14 protein-coding genes are annotated in these 14,658 nt (G+C 61.1%); 10 read left to right on the plus strand and 4 right to left on the minus strand.

Annotated elements, in window-relative coordinates; translation table 11 throughout:
• Positions 1-378 precede the first annotated feature (378 nt).
• A complete protein-coding gene (gene nadB, locus PFU01S_RS15775; RefSeq protein ID WP_028687579.1) occupies positions 379-1,983 on the minus strand; it encodes an L-aspartate oxidase in 1,605 nt (534 codons plus the stop codon).
• Between the two features lie 433 nt (positions 1,984-2,416).
• On the opposite strand from nadB, the gene rpoE reads away from it, so the two are divergent.
• The 10 genes from rpoE to pdxJ all read left to right on the plus strand — a co-directional run bounded on the left by rpoE (position 2,417) and on the right by pdxJ (position 12,334).
• Positions 2,417-2,998 (plus strand): RNA polymerase sigma factor RpoE/AlgU, encoded by a 582-nt coding sequence (rpoE, locus tag PFU01S_RS15780; RefSeq protein WP_003252049.1) that lies wholly within the window; start codon positions 2,417-2,419, stop codon positions 2,996-2,998.
• A gap of 31 nt (positions 2,999-3,029) precedes the next feature.
• Positions 3,030-3,620: a sigma-E factor negative regulatory protein gene (locus PFU01S_RS15785; RefSeq protein ID WP_023535291.1), complete on the plus strand. Its 591-nt coding sequence runs from the start codon at positions 3,030-3,032 to the stop codon at positions 3,618-3,620.
• 12 nt (positions 3,621-3,632) lie between these two features.
• Entirely contained in the window at positions 3,633-4,592 is a 960-nt protein-coding gene (locus PFU01S_RS15790; protein ID WP_028687580.1) for a MucB/RseB C-terminal domain-containing protein, read from the plus strand.
• A gap of 226 nt (positions 4,593-4,818) precedes the next feature.
• Positions 4,819-6,204 carry a DegQ family serine endoprotease gene (locus tag PFU01S_RS15795; RefSeq protein ID WP_371259679.1) on the plus strand — a complete coding sequence of 462 codons (1,386 nt, stop codon included), beginning with the start codon at positions 4,819-4,821 and terminating at the stop codon, positions 6,202-6,204.
• A 182-nt stretch (positions 6,205-6,386) separates the two neighbouring features.
• On the plus strand, positions 6,387-8,186 hold the full coding sequence (lepA, locus tag PFU01S_RS15800; RefSeq protein WP_023535281.1) for a translation elongation factor 4: 1,800 nt from the start codon (positions 6,387-6,389) through the stop codon (positions 8,184-8,186).
• Between the two features lie 5 nt (positions 8,187-8,191).
• Positions 8,192-9,046, plus strand: coding sequence for a signal peptidase I (gene lepB, locus PFU01S_RS15805; protein WP_023535203.1), 855 nt, complete (start codon positions 8,192-8,194; stop codon positions 9,044-9,046).
• Positions 9,047-9,203: 157 nt separating this feature from the next.
• Positions 9,204-9,893, plus strand: coding sequence for a ribonuclease III (gene rnc, locus PFU01S_RS15810; RefSeq protein ID WP_023535270.1), 690 nt, complete (start codon positions 9,204-9,206; stop codon positions 9,891-9,893).
• Positions 9,886-10,788: a GTPase Era gene (gene era / locus PFU01S_RS15815; RefSeq protein WP_023535257.1), complete on the plus strand. Its 903-nt coding sequence runs from the start codon at positions 9,886-9,888 to the stop codon at positions 10,786-10,788. The genes rnc and era overlap by 8 nt, the downstream gene beginning before the upstream one ends.
• Positions 10,789-10,867: 79 nt before the next feature.
• Complete coding sequence (recO, locus tag PFU01S_RS15820) at positions 10,868-11,551, plus strand: DNA repair protein RecO (RefSeq protein ID WP_027915379.1); 684 nt, start codon at positions 10,868-10,870, stop codon at positions 11,549-11,551.
• Positions 11,552-11,611: 60 nt separating this feature from the next.
• A complete protein-coding gene (gene pdxJ / locus PFU01S_RS15825) occupies positions 11,612-12,334 on the plus strand; it encodes a pyridoxine 5'-phosphate synthase (protein WP_420835089.1) in 723 nt (240 codons plus the stop codon).
• A gap of 8 nt (positions 12,335-12,342) precedes the next feature.
• Here pdxJ and cmoB read toward each other — a convergent pair whose 3' ends face one another.
• The 3 genes from cmoB to PFU01S_RS15840 all read right to left on the minus strand — a co-directional run bounded on the left by cmoB (position 12,343) and on the right by PFU01S_RS15840 (position 14,568).
• Positions 12,343-13,299, minus strand: a complete 957-nt coding sequence (gene cmoB / locus PFU01S_RS15830) for a tRNA 5-methoxyuridine(34)/uridine 5-oxyacetic acid(34) synthase CmoB (protein WP_027915378.1) — start codon at positions 13,297-13,299, stop codon at positions 12,343-12,345.
• Positions 13,296-14,039: a carboxy-S-adenosyl-L-methionine synthase CmoA gene (gene cmoA, locus PFU01S_RS15835; RefSeq protein WP_027915377.1), complete on the minus strand. Its 744-nt coding sequence runs from the start codon at positions 14,037-14,039 to the stop codon at positions 13,296-13,298. The genes cmoB and cmoA overlap by 4 nt, the downstream gene beginning before the upstream one ends.
• Positions 14,040-14,175: 136 nt before the next feature.
• Positions 14,176-14,568 (minus strand): protease inhibitor I42 family protein, encoded by a 393-nt coding sequence (locus PFU01S_RS15840; RefSeq protein WP_028687582.1) that lies wholly within the window; start codon positions 14,566-14,568, stop codon positions 14,176-14,178.
• Positions 14,569-14,658 lie beyond the last annotated feature (90 nt).

Raw genomic sequence — 14,658 nt, forward strand, 5'->3', positions numbered from 1 at the left:
TCAAGATCAAGATCAAGATCAAGATCAAGATCAAGATCAAGATCAAGATCAAGATCAAGATCAAGATCAAGATCAAGATCAAGATCAAGATCAAGATCAAGATTAAGATCAAGATCAAAGGCAAGAGCGTTGGGGTGCTTCGTGGGTGCGAGTTATGAAAGATTCAGAAAGTTAATATATGAGCTCGCGTTATACCGGTTTTATATCAGGGGTATGCTGTTTGGCACAGTGCTCGCTGTTAAACACATCTCAATAAGCAGCAGCGTATCCCTAAGCAGTACGCACGCGCGTAGAAGCGGTCTTGCCGGGACGCCAGACCGGCCCCGACAATGTGGGCCGCGAAGCTAAATCCTGCAGTCCCCATCTTCCCCCAACCATTCAATCGGGCTCAAGCACCGTGTCTCTGGCCTCGCCAAGCATCGCCGGATAATCCAACGTGTAATGCAACCCCCGGCTCTCCTTGCGCTGCATCGCCGAGCGAATCATCAACTCCGCCACCTGCGCCAGATTGCGCAACTCGATCAAATCCCGACTGACCTTGTAGTTGCTGTAGAACTCGTCGATTTCATCGAGCAACAACCGCACGCGATGCTGCGCCCGCTGCAACCGCTTGCTGGTTCGCACGATCCCCACGTAATCCCACATGAAGCGCCGTAGCTCATCCCAGTTATGCGCAATGATCACATCCTCGTCCGAGTCCGTGACCTGGCTGGCATCCCACCCAGGCAAGGCCATTGGCATGCCGACATTCTCGAGGTTCGCCTGGATGTCGGCCGCCGCAGCCCGACCGTAGACGAAGCACTCCAGCAGCGAGTTGCTGGCCATGCGATTGGCGCCATGCAGCCCCGTGAAGCTGGTTTCACCAATCGCATACAGCCCCGGTACATCCGTGTGCCCCCGGTCGTCCACCATGACGCCACCACAGGTGTAGTGCGCTGCCGGCACCACAGGTATCGGCTGGCGGGTGATGTCGATGCCAAAGCCCAGGCACCGCTCGTAAACGGTAGGGAAATGGTTCTTGATGAACTCGACAGGCTTGTGCGAGATGTCCAGGTAGACGCAGTCCACCCCCAGACGCTTCATTTCATGGTCGATCGCCCGCGCCACGATGTCGCGCGGGGCAAGCTCCTCGCGTGGGTCGAAGCGGGGCATGAAGCGCTCCCCGTTGGGCAGGCGAAGCAGGGCGCCTTCGCCACGCAAGGCCTCGGTGATCAAAAAGCTCTTGGCCTGCGGGTGATAAAGGCACGTAGGGTGGAACTGGTTGAACTCAAGGTTCGCGACCCTGCAGCCAGCCCGCCAGGCCATGGCGATACCATCGCCGCACGCGCCATCTGGGTTGCTGGTGTACAAGTACACTTTCGCCGCCCCACCCGTGGCCAACACCGTGAACCGCGCGCCGAACGTGTCCACTTGGCCCGTGTTGCGGTCCAGCACGTAGGCACCCAGGCAGCGCTCGCCGTCCAGGCCCAGGCGCCGCTCGGTGATCAGGTCCACCGCCACACGCTGCTCCAGCAGCTCGATGTTCTGGCGCTGCCTGGCCTGGGCCAGCAAGGTGTTGAAGATGGCCGCGCCCGTGGCGTCGGCGGCATGGATGATGCGCCGGTGGCTATGGCCGCCTTCACGTGTCAGGTGAAATTCGAAGCCTGCGTCGACCACGCCGTTGGGCTCATCCCGGGTAAACGGCACGCCTTGCTCGATCAGCCACTCGATGGCTTCGCGGCTGTGCTCCACGGTAAAGCGAACAGCGTCTTCGTGGCACAGGCCACCGCCGGCATTGAGGGTGTCCTCCACGTGGGACTGAATCGTATCGGCGCCGTCCAGTACGGCCGCTACGCCCCCTTGGGCCCAGTAGGTCGAACCGCTGGCCAGGTCACCCTTGCTCAGCACCGCAATGCGCAGATTCGCAGGCAGGTTCAGGGCCAGGCTCAGGCCCGCTGCGCCGCTGCCGATAACCAGGACATCATGTTGGAATTGTTGGCTCATGTCAGGACACTAGTAATCTTCGGAGGGGGCACGGCACAATAGTCATGCGTCGATGGCATTGTGAAACTATCGTTTAATGGCCGGGTGGCCTTTATAGCAGCCTCGGGTGGCCCTTTTCCATGCCGCTCGCCCGGTAACGGCAGGCATTGTGGGAACTTTCCAGCGTGGCTGGAAATCCTATGAAGGCTGCCCGCACGCCAACAATTTGCCGCGGCGACGCAGGGTGGTAGCTCGACATTGGGCTCACCTGCGTATTCGTAACCTGATTATCGACGTTGTCGGCTGCTGCCGTGCCGCGTCTTCCGTGCACGCCGCTCAAGGTCTGCAGGAAACTTGCTTGGAGGGGAGAACTTTTGCGCAAAGCCCGAGTCTATGGTTGCAAGCCTGAGCGATGGCTGCTGCAACGCTCCTTCGAGATCACCGAGGAGTGTTCATGCTAACCCAGGAAGAAGATCAGCAACTGGTCGAGCGCGTACAACGCGGCGACAGGCGAGCTTTCGATCTATTGGTGCTGAAGTACCAGCACAAGATTCTCGGGTTGATCGTGCGGTTTGTCCATGACACCCACGAAGCCCAGGACGTTGCACAAGAAGCGTTCATCAAGGCGTACCGTGCGCTTGGCAATTTCCGCGGTGACAGTGCGTTTTATACGTGGCTGTACCGCATCGCCATCAACACGGCGAAGAACTACCTGGTGTCCCGTGGAAGACGGCCGCCAGACAGCGATGTGAGCTCCGAGGATGCGGAGTTTTACGACGGCGATCATGGCCTCAAGGATCTTGAGTCTCCAGAGCGCTCCTTGTTGCGGGATGAGATCGAAGGCACTGTCCATCGCACCATTCAGCAACTGCCAGAAGACTTGCGTACGGCGCTGACCCTGCGAGAGTTCGATGGCCTGAGTTACGAAGACATTGCCAGCGTCATGCAATGTCCAGTGGGTACCGTGCGCTCTCGTATCTTCCGCGCTCGGGAGGCCATTGACAAAGCCTTGCAGCCTTTGCTGCAGGAAACCTGAGACAGCGGCTACAGCCAAGAGAGGAACCGCCATGAGTCGTGAAGCTTTGCAGGAATCGCTGTCCGCGGTAATGGATAACGAAGCGGACCAACTGGAATTGCGTCGGGTGTTGAATGCCGTCGACGATGCCGAAACCCGTGCTACCTGGTCCCGTTACCAGGTAGCCCGTGCAGCCATGCACAAGGAGCTGCTGCTGCCTAACCTGGACATCGCCTCGGCGGTATCCGCAGCGCTGGCCGATGAGGCCGTGCCTGCCAAGGCCAAGCAAGGCCCATGGCGCACCGTAAGCCGCGTGGCTGTTGCCGCGTCGGTGACCCTCGCCGTACTGGCAGGTGTGCGCCTGTACAACCAGGATGATATTACCGGTGCCCAGCTTGCGGCCCAGCAGCCTGTTCAGCAGGGTGTGACCGTGCCGCAGGCCCAAGGCCCTGCCGTGCTGGCCGGCTACAGCGAAAGCAGCGATCAGCCGACTGGCCCGATGGCCAACGGTGTTTTGCAGAACCAGGCTGGCTGGGACCAGCGTCTGCCAGGTTACCTGCGCCAACATGCCCAGGAGTCCGCTCTGAAGGGTTCTGAAACCGCACTGCCTTACGCTCGCGCCGCCAGCCTGGAAAACCGCTAATTAGGGAGGCTCATGCGCGCGCTACCTCTCCTGTCGCTGCTGCTCGGCAGCTGCATGACGGTGCCAGCGTTGGCAGCCAATTCTTCGCCCGAGGCGAACGAGTGGCTGAACAAGCTGGCACAGGCCGAGGAACGACAGAGCTACCTGGGCTCCTTCGTTTACGAACGTAACGGCAGCTTTTCAACCCACGATATCTGGCACCGTGTCCAAGAGGGCAAGGTCAGCGAGCGGCTGCTGCAGCTCGATGGCGTCGCCCAGGAAATCGTGCGCGTCGATGGCAAGGTACAATGCGTCAGTGGCAAGCTTGCCGAAGGTATTTCGGCGCCGCCCGATAGCGCGCCACGCCGCCTTGACCCCCTCAAACTCATGAGTTGGTACGACCTGTCCGTGTCCGGCAAGTCTCGCGTTGCAGGCCGGGACGCGGTGGTCGTGTCACTTTCACCGCGTGATCAGCACCGTTACGGTTACGAGCTGCATCTGGACCGTGCAACGGGCTTACCGCTGCGCTCGCTGATGCTCAACGAGAAAGGTCAACTGCTTGAGCGGTTCCAGATGACCCGGCTTGAAGCACGCATGCCTACCGACGAAGACCTGCGCCCCAGTTCGGCCTGCAAGCCCGTGGTGGCAGCGGCGCCTGCCGGTGGGGCTGTCTCTGGGTGGCGCTCCGATTGGCTACCGTCAGGGTTCGAAGTGGTCAATAGCGCCATCCGCCGCGAACCTGGGCAGGGCAGCCCGGTCAGCACCTTGATGTATGACGACGGTCTGGCGCGTTTCTCTGTCTTCATCGAGCCTGTGAAGGGCGAGGCTGGCGCTGATGTGCGTACCCAGTTGGGCCCGACATCGGCAGTATCGCGGCGCCTGAGTACGCCAAAGGGCCAGATGATGGTGACCGTCGTTGGCGAGATTCCGCTAGGCACGGCCGAACGCGTTGCCTTGTCGATGCGTCCTCAAGACGCTCAGGCGGGCCAGTGAGCAAAGGCTAATGGCGAGCGGTCCCGCTCAGGGCGTGGCTTTTTGAAATGAAATTAAAGCATTGTCATTTGCAATCTGACGGCAAATTTTCTATAGGTCAGGCTTCTGGGAGCCTGGCCATTGCTGCGTTGTGCAGGGTCGTTTCTTAATTACCGCTCGTTGTGACGGGAGCCGTATGTCAATACCTCGTTTGAAACCCTATCTATCGTTCTTCGCGGCCGTGCTGATGCTCGGGCAAGTGCTGACGGTCCAGGCTGAAGAAGCCCTGCCGGATTTCACGACGCTGGTCGAGCAAGCCTCGCCGGCGGTCGTCAACATCAGTACCAAGCAGAAGCTTCCGGACCGTCGCATCGCCGCAGGTCAAATGCCGGATCTCGAAGGCCTGCCGCCAATGTTCCGCGAATTCTTCGAGCGCAACCTTCCGCAGCAACCGCGTGCACCGCGTGGTGACCGTCAGCGTGAGGCGCAGTCACTGGGCTCGGGCTTCATCATCTCCAGCGACGGCTATGTACTGACCAATAACCATGTCATCGCCGATGCCGACGAAATCATCGTGCGCTTGTCCGACCGCAGCGAGTTGCAAGCCAAGCTGGTCGGTACCGACCCGCGCACCGACGTCGCACTGCTGAAGGTGGAGGGTAAGAACCTGCCTACCGTCAAGCTGGGGGATTCTGAAAAGCTCAAGGTCGGCGAATGGGTATTGGCCATCGGCTCGCCGTTCGGCTTTGACCATTCGGTGACCAAAGGTATCGTCAGCGCCAAGGGTCGCACCCTGCCCAACGACACCTATGTGCCGTTCATCCAGACCGACGTTGCGATCAACCCGGGCAACTCGGGTGGGCCGCTGTTCAACATGAACGGCGAGGTGGTGGGGATCAACTCGCAGATCTTCACGCGCTCCGGTGGCTTCATGGGCCTGTCGTTCGCGATCCCTATCGACGTGGCCATCGATGTCTCGAATCAGCTGAAGAAGGACGGCAAGGTCAGCCGTGGCTGGCTGGGCGTCGTCATCCAGGAGGTCAACAAGGACCTGGCTGAATCCTTCGGTCTGGACAAGCCTGCCGGTGCGCTGGTCGCTCAGGTGCTGGAAAACGGCCCGGCTGCCAAAGGGGGCCTGCAGGTCGGTGATGTCATCCTGAGCATGAATGGCCAGCCGATCGTCATGTCTGCCGACCTGCCGCATCTGGTAGGTGGCTTGAAGGATGGTGCCAAGGCCAAGCTGGACATCATTCGCAACGGCAAGCGCCAGACCCTTGATGTCAGTGTTGGCGCACTGCCAGATGACGATGCCGACATCGGCGCCGGTGCCGGCGACAGCAATGTCGAGCGCAGCAGCAATCGCCTGGGCGTTTCGGTGGCCGATCTTACTGCCGAGCAGAAGAAATCCCTGGAGCTCAAGGGCGGCGTGGTCATCAAGGAAGTGCAGGATGGTCCGGCCGCGCTGATCGGCCTGCGTCCGGGTGACGTCATCAGTCACCTGAACAACCAGGCCATCGGTTCGGCCAAGGAATTCACGCAAATCGCCAAGGAGCTGCCGAAGAACCGCTCCGTGTCCATGCGCGTGTTGCGCCAGGGGCGCGCCAGCTTCATCACCTTCAAGCTCGCCGAGTAAGCGCGGCGAATACGGGAGGAGGGCAGCGACAGCTGCCCTTTTTCATGTGCAGTGACATTTCAATGCCAAGCTGCAGGTGACGGCCGGGCAGAGGAATCTCCCACATCCTGGCAGCTTCAGGTACAATTGCCGGCTATTTTTCGGCGGGCGTCCGGCTCGCAGCCTTTTCCGAGTGTTGACCCGTGAGTGATTTGAGTCATATCCGCAATTTCTCCATCATCGCCCACATCGACCATGGCAAGTCGACGCTGGCCGACCGTTTCATTCAAATGTGCGGTGGCCTGACTGCGCGCGAAATGGAAGCCCAGGTGCTCGACTCCATGGACCTGGAGCGCGAACGCGGGATCACCATCAAGGCCCACAGCGTCACGCTCAACTACAAGGCCCAGGACGGCAAGGTCTACCAGCTCAACTTCATCGATACCCCCGGCCACGTCGACTTCACCTATGAAGTCTCGCGCTCGCTGGCGGCGTGCGAAGGGGCGTTGCTGGTGGTCGATGCCGGCCAGGGTGTCGAGGCCCAGTCCGTCGCCAACTGCTACACGGCCATCGAGCAAGGCCTGGAAGTCATGCCGGTTCTGAACAAGATGGACCTGCCACAGGCCGATCCCGATCGCGTCAAGGACGAAATCGAGAAGATCATCGGCATCGATGCCACTGATGCCGTGGCCTGCAGTGCCAAGAGCGGCATGGGGGTGGACGAGGTGCTCGAACGCCTGGTGCACACCATTCCCGCACCGACCGGCGATATCGACGCGCCACTGCAAGCCCTGATCATCGACTCCTGGTTCGACAACTACCTGGGCGTGGTCTCGCTGGTGCGCGTGCGCCATGGTCGCGTCAAGAAAGGCGACAAGATCCTGGTCAAGTCCACCGGCAAGCTGCACCTGGTCGACAGCGTGGGCGTCTTCACGCCCAAGCACACCCAAACCGCCGACCTCAAAGCCGGCGAAGTGGGCTTCATCATCGCCAGCATCAAGGACATCCACGGTGCCCCGGTCGGCGATACCCTGACCCTGTCTTCCACCCCGGAAGTCGAAGTGCTGCCTGGGTTCAAGAAGATCCAGCCGCAGGTATACGCCGGTCTGTTCCCGGTCAGTTCCGATGACTTCGAAGACTTCCGCGATGCCTTGCAGAAGCTGACGCTCAACGATTCGTCCCTGCAATACATGCCCGAAAGCTCCGACGCCCTGGGCTTTGGCTTCCGCTGCGGGTTCCTGGGCATGCTGCACATGGAGATCATCCAGGAGCGCCTGGAGCGCGAGTACGACCTGGACCTGATCACCACCGCGCCCAGCGTGATCTACGAGCTGGAACTCAAGACCGGTGAAACCATCGTCGTCGACAACCCGTCGAAGCTCCCAGACGTCTCGTCGGTCACCGACTTCCGCGAGCCCATCGTGACCGCGACCATCCTGGTGCCACAAGAACACCTGGGCAACGTGATCACCTTGTGTATCGAGAAGCGTGGCGTTCAGCGCGACATGCAGTTCCTGGGCAGCCAGGTGCAAGTGCGTTACGACATGCCGATGAACGAAGTGGTACTGGACTTCTTCGACCGCTTGAAGTCCACCAGCCGTGGCTATGCTTCGCTGGACTATCACTTCGATCGTTACCAGTCGGCCAACCTGGTCAAGCTGGACGTGTTGATTAACGGTGACAAGGTCGATGCCCTGGCATTGATCGTGCACCGCGACAACGCTGCGTACAAAGGCCGCGCGTTGACCGAGAAGATGAAGGAACTGATCCCGCGGCAGATGTTCGATGTGGCGATCCAGGCAGCCATTGGTGGCCAGATCATCGCGCGTACCACTGTCAAGGCGCTCAGAAAGAACGTACTGGCCAAATGTTATGGCGGCGACGTCAGCCGTAAGAAGAAGCTGCTTGAGAAGCAGAAGGCCGGTAAGAAACGCATGAAACAGGTGGGCAACGTGGAAATTCCACAAGAAGCCTTCCTCGCCGTGCTCAGGTTGGATAGTTAGGTCCTATGTCGCTAAATTTCCCGCTGTTGCTCGTCATTGCCGTGTTCGTGTGCGGTCTGTTGGGCCTGATCGACCTTCTGTTCCTGGCGCCGCGCCGACGTGCGGCGATCGCCACTTACCAGGGCAGTGTCAGCCAGCCGGAACCGGCGGTGGTCGAGCGCCTGAACAAGGAACCCTTGCTGGTCGAATACGGCAAGTCGTTCTTCCCGGTGCTGTTCATCGTGCTGGTGCTGCGCTCGTTCCTGGTCGAACCTTTCCAGATTCCGTCGGGGTCGATGAAACCCACGCTGGAAGTGGGTGACTTCATCCTGGTGAACAAGTTCTCCTATGGCATCCGCTTGCCGGTGATCGACAAGAAGGTCATCGAGGTGGGCGACCCACAGCGCGGCGATGTGATGGTGTTCCGCTACCCCAGCGACCCGAACGTCAACTACATCAAGCGGGTCGTTGGCTTGCCCGGTGACCAGATCCGCTACACCAACGACAAGCAGTTGTTCGTCAACGGTCAGCGGGTCGCCGAGCAACTGGTGGGTACCGAGCCTGGGACGCTGGGCAGCGCCCAGCTGTACAAGGAAAAGCTCGGTGCTGCCGAGCACCTGATCCGCAAGGAGATGAGCCGTTACCGTATGCCGCCGGACCAGCAATGGACGGTGCCAGCCGGCCATTACTTCATGATGGGCGACAACCGCGACAACTCCAACGACAGCCGCTACTGGGATGACCCCAACATTCCCAAGGAACTGCACGGCATGGTTCCGGACCGCAACATCGTTGGCAAGGCTTTCGCAGTATGGATGAGCTGGCCTGAGCCAAAACTCAGCCACCTGCCCAACTTGTCGCGGGTCGGACTGATCCATTGATACCCTTCGGCGCTGTCCATACAGCGCCGAATGCTTTTCTGACATAGGCTGTGTCTCAAGGATGGGAGATTCGCCGCCCAGCGTGCGGTGACCATGGCCAAACCGTCTTTCAGGATGCTGATTTGAACAACGCGTTTAACAACGATCGGGTGGCCGCATGACTGCTTCCCTTACCCGCCTGGAGCGAAAGCTCGGTTACACCTTCAAGGACCAGGACCAGATGCTCCTGGCCCTGACCCACCGCAGCTATGCCGGGCGCAATAACGAGCGTCTGGAGTTCCTCGGTGACGCCATTCTCAACTTCGTCGCCGGCGAGGCGCTGTTCGAGCGCTTCCCCCAGGCCCGTGAAGGGCAGCTGTCACGGCTGCGTGCCCGCCTGGTCAAAGGTGAGACCCTGGCCCGTCTGGCCCGAGGGTTCGACCTGGGCGAATACCTGCGCCTGGGTTCGGGCGAGCTCAAAAGCGGGGGCTTTCGCCGCGAGTCCATTCTGGCCGATGCGCTGGAGGCCTTGATCGGGGCCATCTACCTGGACGCCGACATGGACACGGCCCGCGAGCGCGTGCTCGCCTGGCTGGCCAACGAGTTCGAAGGGCTGACCCTGGTCGATACCAACAAGGATCCTAAAACCCGCCTGCAGGAGTTCCTGCAATCGCGCAGCTGCGAGCTGCCGCGTTACGAAGTGGTGGATATCCAGGGCGAACCTCACTGCCGTACGTTCTTCGTCGAATGCGAAGTCGTGCTGCTGAACAACAAGAGCCGTGGTCAGGGTGTCAGCCGGCGTATCGCCGAGCAGGTAGCCGCTGCGTCCGCATTGATCGCCCTGGGCGTGGAGAATGGCAATGACTGAGAACACCACTACCCGTTGCGGCTACGTCGCTATCGTCGGTCGCCCGAACGTCGGCAAGTCGACCCTGTTGAACCACATCCTTGGCCAGAAACTGGCCATCACCTCGCGCAAGCCGCAGACCACGCGTCACAACATGCTCGGCATCAAGACCGAGGGCCCGGTGCAGGCCATCTATGTCGATACCCCCGGCATGCACAAGGCCAACGACAAGGCCCTGAACCGCTACATGAATCGCAACGCCTCGGCCGCCTTGAAGGACGTCGACGTGGTGATCTTCGTAGTGGACCGCACCCGGTGGACGGATGAGGACCAATTGGTGCTCGAGCGCGTTCAGTACGTGACCGGCCCGGTGATCCTGGCGGTGAACAAGACTGACCGCATGGATGAAAAGGCCGAGCTCATTCCGCACCTTCAGTGGCTGCAAGGCCAGCTGCCCAACGCCGAGATCGTGCCCATTTCCGCGCAGCAGGGCCACAACCTCGAATCGCTCGAAGCGCTGATCGCCAAGCACCTGCCGGAAAACGAGCATTTCTTCCCGGAAGACCAGATCACCGATCGCAGCAGCCGCTTTCTGGCTGCCGAGCTGGTGCGTGAAAAGATCATGCGTCAGCTGGGCGCCGAGCTGCCTTACCAGATCACGGTGGAAATCGAGGAGTTCAAGCAGCAGGGGCATGTGTTGCATATCCATGCGCTGATCCTGGTCGAACGCGACGGGCAGAAGAAAATCATCATCGGCGACAAGGGTGAGCGCATCAAGCGCATCGGTTCCGATGCGCGCAAGGACATGGAAGTGCTGTTTGACGCCAAGGTCATGCTCAACCTCTGGGTCAAGGTCAAAGGCGGCTGGTCCGATGACGAGCGCGCCCTGCGCTCGCTGGGCTACGGCGACCTCTAAGGCTTACGCAGCCTGATGCGAGAGCGCCCCGGTCGGGGCGTTCTCGACAACGTCTGCCTCACGCGGGCTGGTGAATTTCATGGAACAACCTGTCGGTCAGCCAGCCTATGTGCTGCACAGCCGCGCCTACAAGGAAACCAGCGCGCTGGTGGACTTCTTCACCCCCCAGGGGCGCGTACGTGCCGTATTGCGCCGCGCGCGGGGCAAGGGTGGCAGCCTGGTGCGCCCCTTTGTGCCACTGGAGCTTGAGCTGCGCGGGCGAGGGGAGCTGAAGAACGTTGGCAGGCTGGAAACGGTCGGCATGGCACCCTGGCTGCACGGGGACGCTGTGTTCAGCGGTTTGTACCTCAATGAGTTGCTGATGCGCCTGCTCCCGGCAGAGGCACCTTCGCCTGGGTTGTTTGATCACTATGCGCAAACCCTGCAAGCTCTTCTGGCCGGCCGTCCGCTCGAGCCGCTGTTGCGGGCCTTTGAATGGCGGCTGCTCGATGAGCTGGGTTACGCCTTCTCGCTGCACATGGATGTCAACGAGCAGCCCATTGCCGCCGAGGGGCGGTACCGCCTGCGCGTGGACGCTGGGCTGGAGCGGGTCGAACTGCCCCAGCCTGGGCTGTTCGGTGGCACCGAGTTGCTGGCCTTGGCCGAGGCAGACTGGGAAATGCCAGGTGCTTTGCTGGCGGCCAAGCGCTTGATGCGCCAGGCCCTGGCCGTTCATCTGGGTGGCAAGCCGCTGGTCAGCCGCGAACTGTTTCGCAAGCGCTGATCACGACGTATGCTGTAGGGCTCAATCCAAGGAGAGCCTTTCGTGACTCACAGCAACCGCATGCTTCTCGGCGTGAACATCGACCATGTGGCCACCCTGCGCCAGGCCCGGGGTACGCGTTACCCAGACCCTGTCAAGGCGGCGCTGGATGCTGAAGAGGCGGGTGCCGACGGCATCACCGTGCACCTGCGCGAGGATCGCCGCCACATCCAGGAGCGCGACGTGTTGCTGCTCAAGGATGTATTGCAGACGCGCATGAACTTCGAAATGGGCGTCACCGAAGAGATGATGGCCTTTGCCGAAAAGATCCACCCGGCGCACATCTGCCTGGTGCCTGAAACCCGTCAGGAACTCACCACCGAGGGTGGGTTGGATGTGGCAGGCCAGGAAGCGCGAATCAAAGCGGCGGTCGAGCGCCTGTCGCGGATCGGCGCAGAGGTGTCGTTGTTCATCGATGCCGACGAGCGCCAGATCGAGGCCTCGCACCGGGTAGGCGCGCCGGCCATCGAGCTGCACACCGGCCGTTATGCCGACGCGCAATCACCTACCGAAGTGGCTGAAGAGCTCAAGCGCATTGTCGATGGCGTGGCGTTTGGCATCGGCCAAGGCTTGATCGTCAATGCCGGCCATGGCCTGCACTACCACAACGTTGAGGCCGTGGCGGCCATCAAGGGCATCAACGAACTGAACATCGGCCACGCGCTGGTCGCCCACGCATTGTTCGTGGGCTTCAAGGCCGCCGTATCAGAAATGAAGGCGTTGATTCTCGCGGCCTCGCGTTAAGCCAACGGCTATTTGCGCGCCACCAGCGTGGCGCGACGCGGGGCAGGCAAGCCCTCGATGGTTTTGCCTGAATCGCTGGGGTCGAGGAAATCACTGAGCGACTGATAGCGCATCCATTCGGTGCTGCGCTGTTCTTCCAGGCTCGTGACACTGACATCCACGCAGCGAACATCACTGAACCCAGCCCGGCGCAGCCAGCGCTCCAGGGCTGGGACCGAGGGCAGGAACCACACGTTGCGCATCTGCGCGTAACGGTCCTCGGGCACCAGCACCTGTTGCACGTCGCCTTCGATCACCAGTGTTTCCAAAACCAGTTCGCCGCCCTTGACCAGGCAGTCCTTGAGCGCCAGCAGGTGCTCGATAGGCGAGCGACGGTGATAGAACACCCCCATCGAAAACACAGTGTCGAAGCCCTCGAGGCTGGCAGGCAGGTCTTCCAGCGCAAAAGGAAGGTGCCAGGCCGGCAGGTTCGGCAAGTACCGTTGTACCGCCTGGAACTGACAGAAGAACAACCAGTTCGGGTCGACCCCGATGACCATGTCGGCGCCAGCGCCCAGCATGCGCCACTGGTAATAGCCATTACCGCAGCCAACGTCCAGTACCCGCTTGCCCTTGAGGTCCAGGTGCGGCGCAACGCGAGCCCATTTCCAGTCCGAGCGCCATTCGGTATCGACGTGCACGCCAAACAGATCGAAGGGGCCTTTGCGCCAGGGCGACAGCCCCATCAATGCCTGGCGCATTTGCACGCGGCTGGCATCATCGCAGTCGCAGTCCAGACGCAGTCCGTTTACCAGGTCGATTTCGCTCGGCTGCAGGGCCGGTAGCGCGTGCAGCGCACCACGCCAGCGGTCCAGGTCGCCATGACCTTTTTCCAGCTTGGCATCGAGTTGCGCCTGCAGGCCTTGCGACCATTCAGCCAGGGGGGTGCCCGCCAGACGGCGCGCCAGAGGGGAAAGATCGATCATGGTAGGGCTATCAACGAGGCAAAGTTAAGGCATTGGAACCAGGGCACCACCGTCGAGAACCCTGCATCGAGCAAGCGCTGGCGGTGGGTTTCCAGGGTGTCAGGCTTCATCACGTTGTCGATGGCGCTGCGCTTCTGGGCAATTTCCAGTTCGCTGTAGCCGTTGGCGCGTTTGAAGTCCAGGTGCAGGTCATTGAGCAGCGCCTGCGCAGTGGCGTCGGCAAAGCACAGCTTTTCCGAAAGGATCAGGGCACCGCCGGGCAGCAGTGACTGGCGGATGCGGGTCAACAGCGCCAGTCGCTGCGGCGGTGCGATGAACTGCAGGGTGAAGTTCATCGCCACCACCGAGGCCGGTTCGAACGCCAGGTTGAGGATGTCCGCTTCCAGCACCTCGACAGGCAACAATTCCTGGAACATCGAGTCCTGGGCTGCGAGGTATTCGCGGCAGCGCTCGACCATGGCGGCGGAATTGTCCACGGCGATTACGCGGCAACCTTCCCCGCGCACGTGCCGGCGCAAAGCCTGCGTAACCGCACCGAGCGAGGCGCCCAGGTCATACAACGCCGTGCCGGGCATGGCGAAGCGTGCGGCCAGTACGCCCACATTCTCGACAATCGTGGGATAGCCCGGCACGGAGCGCTTGATCATGTCCGGGAACACGCGCACCACGTCCTCGTTGAAAACGAAGTCGGGTACCTGCGCCAACGGTTGGGCGAAAAGACGATCGGGATCTGTGGTCACGGCGGGCTCAAGGCTGGGTGAAACGGGGCGCGCATTTTATCGAATGGCGGGTGATCTTGCCATGCCAGCGTGGCGCCGATTGGCCTGGATCCTGCGTATGTACGGCAGATTCGCCCACGTACATCAACGCAAAGCGTCAGCGCACGACAACATTGCAATCGAAGGTTTGCACTGGCGTCACCTGCCTGGCCCAAGGCTGTTGATAGACCAGCTTCAAGGCGGCCTTGCCGCTTTGATCGGCCTGATAACGCCACGTCGAGTGGCCTTCGCTGCCGACCACATCCTCCTGATCGGGCGCGCTGTAGACCTCGGGCCCGAGGCTGACGAGCACAGGCGTAGCGGCGGCTTCCACGCGCCAGCGGTAGCCAGTGGAAGGGTTGCTGGGAAGGGTCAGGTTCAACACCTGCCCTTTTTCCAGGTAGATCGGGCACTCACTGTCAGCATCCAGGGTGACAGGCTCGGGCCCGTGCTGGGCGCAGGCGGTTAGCAGAGTCAGCCCCAACGGGGCAAGCAGGCGTGAGGTGGACATAGGGGCTCCACGGGTTGTCGAGTGCCCGAGGATAACCGATTAAGCGGCACGGTAGTCATACCGAGGGAAGGATGAACCAGGGGGCTGCAG

The sequence above is a fragment of the Pseudomonas fulva NBRC 16637 = DSM 17717 genome, from assembly GCF_000730565.1.
GTDB lineage: Bacteria > Pseudomonadota > Gammaproteobacteria > Pseudomonadales > Pseudomonadaceae > Aquipseudomonas > Aquipseudomonas fulva.

Bases quoted from the DNA above. Each gene is read 5' to 3' on its own strand.
- nadB (WP_028687579.1), bottom strand. From the start codon at position 1,983: ATGAGCCAACAATTCCAACATGATGTCCTGGTTATCGGCAGCGGCGCA.
- rpoE (WP_003252049.1), top strand. From the start codon at position 2,417: ATGCTAACCCAGGAAGAAGATCAGCAACTGGTCGAGCGCGTACAACGC.
- PFU01S_RS15785 (WP_023535291.1), top strand. From the start codon at position 3,030: ATGAGTCGTGAAGCTTTGCAGGAATCGCTGTCCGCGGTAATGGATAAC.
- PFU01S_RS15790 (WP_028687580.1), top strand. From the start codon at position 3,633: ATGCGCGCGCTACCTCTCCTGTCGCTGCTGCTCGGCAGCTGCATGACG.
- PFU01S_RS15795 (WP_371259679.1), top strand. From the start codon at position 4,819: ATGCTCGGGCAAGTGCTGACGGTCCAGGCTGAAGAAGCCCTGCCGGAT.
- lepB (WP_023535203.1), top strand. From the start codon at position 8,192: ATGTCGCTAAATTTCCCGCTGTTGCTCGTCATTGCCGTGTTCGTGTGC.
- rnc (WP_023535270.1), top strand. From the start codon at position 9,204: ATGACTGCTTCCCTTACCCGCCTGGAGCGAAAGCTCGGTTACACCTTC.
- era (WP_023535257.1), top strand. From the start codon at position 9,886: ATGACTGAGAACACCACTACCCGTTGCGGCTACGTCGCTATCGTCGGT.
- recO (WP_027915379.1), top strand. From the start codon at position 10,868: ATGGAACAACCTGTCGGTCAGCCAGCCTATGTGCTGCACAGCCGCGCC.
- pdxJ (WP_420835089.1), top strand. From the start codon at position 11,612: ATGCTTCTCGGCGTGAACATCGACCATGTGGCCACCCTGCGCCAGGCC.
- cmoB (WP_027915378.1), bottom strand. From the start codon at position 13,299: ATGATCGATCTTTCCCCTCTGGCGCGCCGTCTGGCGGGCACCCCCCTG.
- PFU01S_RS15840 (WP_028687582.1), bottom strand. From the start codon at position 14,568: ATGTCCACCTCACGCCTGCTTGCCCCGTTGGGGCTGACTCTGCTAACC.